General features: G+C 50.0%; 4 protein-coding genes. 2 read left to right on the forward strand and 2 right to left on the reverse strand.

Annotated features, from left to right (window positions below):
* Window positions 1–5 precede the first annotated feature (5 nt).
* Window positions 6–167 carry a phosphoglucosamine mutase gene (locus tag FTT92_RS16505; protein WP_031950128.1) on the forward strand — a complete coding sequence of 54 codons (162 nt, stop codon included), beginning with the start codon at window positions 6–8 and terminating at the stop codon, window positions 165–167.
* Between the two features lie 61 nt (window positions 168–228).
* Window positions 229–693 carry an ATP-binding protein gene (locus tag FTT92_RS16510; protein ID WP_071830580.1) on the forward strand — a complete coding sequence of 155 codons (465 nt, stop codon included), beginning with the start codon at window positions 229–231 and terminating at the stop codon, window positions 691–693.
* A gap of 73 nt (window positions 694–766) precedes the next feature.
* Here the strand turns inward: FTT92_RS16510 and mph are convergent, their stop codons facing one another.
* Together mph and FTT92_RS16525 are read right to left on the reverse strand one after the other, a co-directional pair.
* Window positions 767–1654, reverse strand: coding sequence for an Mph(E)/Mph(G) family macrolide 2'-phosphotransferase (gene mph / locus FTT92_RS16515; protein WP_071830579.1), 888 nt, complete (start codon window positions 1652–1654; stop codon window positions 767–769).
* A gap of 673 nt (window positions 1655–2327) precedes the next feature.
* On the reverse strand, window positions 2328–3596 hold a 1269-nt coding region (locus tag FTT92_RS16525; protein WP_180015618.1), incomplete at its 5' end, for an IS91-like element ISVsa3 family transposase.

Raw genomic sequence — 3596 nt, forward strand, 5'->3', positions numbered from 1 at the left:
TCGGCATGGCGGCTGGCCGTGTCTTTCGTCGCGGTGACCACCGCCATCGTGTCGTGATCGGCAAGGATACGCGCCTGTCGGGCTATATGCTTGAACCCGCGCTCACAGCCGGTTTCACCTCGATGGGCATGGACGTATTCCTTTTTGGCCCGCTGCCGACAACGTAATAGGAAGAATAAACGCCCTTTTCACCCAAGTCCAAATTAATTTGCCGATTCCATAATCAGGGTGTATTACAATTCCATAGAGTTTTTCAATCCAGGTGGTTTAGCTGATAACTTAACGATTGATCAGCTTCTTCGTGAAGATTACTCGCCATGGGCGCGCAATAAAAGGATATCTGCCACGTTCAAAGAAGCGCATTTTATTGAAAAATATGGGTCAGGCATCAAACGAATCCAAGAAGGCTTCGCATCCTATGGTCTGCGTCCCCCTGTCTTTGAAAATTTCCAGCACGGTTTTCGAGTTATTGTCTCATCAAAGCTACTTTTCGAATCTAATGAGGGAGTAAGTGAGGGAGTAAATCTACTATTTAATCAGATAAGAACTAATCCAGGAAAGCGTGCACCATTTTTAGTAAACGAGCTATTAGTTCCTGTCAAGATAGTAGAGCGGTGGCTCAAAATCTTAAGAGATGATCATAAAATCGAGTTTCGAGGAGCTCCTAAAAGTGGAGGATACTGGCTAAAATAGAAATCAATGATACTCTTAAGTGGCACCAATCGAACTCCTATTTTAGCATTTAAAAAAGTATCCTCACATCATTTTATTGAACAATACCTAAGGCTGCTCTGGCGGCATTGATATGATTATCGTCGTTGCACTCTACCGCAAAAGCGCCATATGCTAATGGAGCTGCAGCAGCCCTCTCTATAGATTGTTCGTAGAGCCTATCCCATATCGTTCCGCCTTGTTTAGCATACTCCGTTATCAAACTCTTCAGGCTATCCTCTCCAAAAACCGATACGTGACCAGAAAAGTCCAGTGCAGGATCACCCATATGCGCAGTAGACCAATCTATGATACCAGAGGTCTTACCTTCCTTCGAGGTTAAGACATGCCCTGCATAGAGATCGCCATGGATGAAACAAGTGAATTCAGGCCACAAAGGGTCATTGTCCAACCATCTACGGTATCTGTTTTCCAACGGCTCGCTGATACCTATCTCAGATTTCACCAAGTGGATACGGTCAGCTATTTCGGTCCTCAATTCACTTGGAGTCATTATTTTCAAGTTGCTCTTTCTCACATCGTCAGCTGTAATACGATGTAATTCGGCCAATGATTTTGCCAGAGACTCCACATAAGCTATGCTATCGCGATCTATGTTCCAAGAAACCTCATGTGTTATCGCATCGAATGTCAGAGCAGGCGCATCCTCCAGTAAAGGGTAGGCTATTAGGCGCTCCGATACAATTTTCCAATCAGGGACATTGATCGACAGGTTTCTTTTGGCTAAATCCAATATTCTACTTTCATTTTCGATTTGTTCAAGCATATCGCTTCTTCGAGGTATACGGAGTACCCAGTTCTCACCGTTTACTTCCTTTACAAAGGCAACTCTAAAGTCGATGCCCATCTCATTGACGCTCATCTCTTCCGAAATTCTCAGCCCATGCTCTAGGGCTAATGTTTGCATATCTTCGATTGTCATTTCTATACTGTTTTCTTTTATTAAATTGGTACCAGTTCCCCCGACAGGACATTCTGAATGTCATATACAGGTGTAACACTTTACCCATATTCTTTTCGTATGGATAACACTTCCCATCAGGGAACAAAAATCTGATACATGAATTAATTGTGAGACAGTAGACCTACTGTCGCATTGAAGCCATCTCGGCGACTATTTGATTAGGAAAACCAAGGCTTTGCCATCATAGCCTTATCATAGAAGTATAACATAGTTGTAAAGATAGAAAATTATTTTTTATTCATCCATGATGTTATTATTTTATAATAACATCATCTAAACATGTCCTGTCGCTCTTTTGTGCTGTGATATTTCATACCTATTAACTGCTTTCGTTTGAATTATACGACGTTCTACTCACAATAGGGCAAGGGTTACTCATTCCGTAGGATGCGGTTCACGTATAGGAAGAATAAACGCCCTTTTCACCCAAGTCCAACAGCTTTGGACCGCAGTTGACTCTTTCGACACCCCTGCGATGCAACCCAATCCGGCTGACGGGGAGCCAGCAACGCTGAAAATTTACCCTCCTCTTTCCCACTAGCGGCTCCTTTTCCGACAACCAGCACGGCGGATCCCTGCCGCGGCGCTGTGAACGCAGCATTTTGATTGGTATCGTTGGCCTTCAGGCTCGTCAGTCAAACAGACCCAGGAGCAGCTCAGCCGGTGGCGCCCGGCTTTCGGGTAACGCCCTGGTCCCGCTGGTTTCGGCTTTGTGCTTCAGGTGATCAAGGATCTGCTTGATCACTATAGGGTCTTCAATGCAGGCGATGACTTTCATGGCGCCGCCGCAGCCGCTGCAGGTCTCGATGTCGATATTGAAAACACGCTTGAGCCGTTGCGCCCATGTCATCGACGCTCGCCGTTGTGCTGGTGTTGCCGGTTCATCAGCCACCCTGACCTTGTTGCCCCTGCCCCGTTTTGCCGGCGTGACCAACGCCCGGTGCCGACTGTTGGGTGCGAACACCCCGTGGAAGCGGGTTAGGTTGACTCTGGGCTTCGGTACCAGGGCGGCCAGCCTTGCAATGAAATCCAATGGTTCGAAAATGACGTGCGTGGTGCCGTCCCGGTACGGCGTCTTGAGCTGGTAGCGCACGTTGCCGCCTCGTGTTAACGACAGCCGCTTCTCGGATACCGCCGGGCGGCTGATGTACCGGCACAGCCGTTCGAGCTTCTTGCGTTCATCGGCCCTGGCCGCCACGCCGGCGTGCAGGCTGGACCCGGCTACCTTGCCAATCCCGTCACCGAACGGATCACCACTGGTCGGCAGAGTTTGCAAAGTGAACACCTTTCGCCCCGCCTGTGAACCGACAGCGATACGGTAAGTGATCGAGTGCCCCAGCAGGGGTGTCATCGGGTCGTCATCCACCGCATCCGAGGCCAGATAGCTGTTTTCGACATCCCGTTCCAGCAGGCCTTGCCGTTCCAGATAGCGACCCACCCGGTGGGCGATGGTGTGCGTCAGCTGGGTGAGCTCTGGGCTGGTCGGCGCCTTGACCCAGCGGAAACGCGCTGAGCCGTGGGATTGCTCGACATACACACCGTCGAGAAACAGCATGTGGAAGTGAACATTCAGATTGAGCGCCGATCCAGAACGCTGGATCAGGGTGACCGCGCCCGTCTTGGCCACTTGGTGGGTATGGCCCGCTTTCTTGACCAGGTGCGTGGCAATGACGCGGTAAACGATGCCCAGCACCCACCCCATGATCTCGGGCCGGCTGGCAAACAGGAAACGCAGCTGAAACGGGAAGCTCAACACCCACTGACGCATGGGTTGTTCAGGCAGTACTTCATCAACCAGCAAGGCGGCACTTTCGGCCATCCGCCGCGCCCCACAGCTCGGGCAGAAACCGCGACGCTTACAGCTGAAAGCGACCAGGTGCTCGGCGTGGCAAGACTCGCA

The sequence above is a fragment of the Acinetobacter sp. YH12023 genome (assembly GCF_013420135.1).
GTDB lineage: Bacteria > Pseudomonadota > Gammaproteobacteria > Pseudomonadales > Moraxellaceae > Acinetobacter > Acinetobacter amyesii.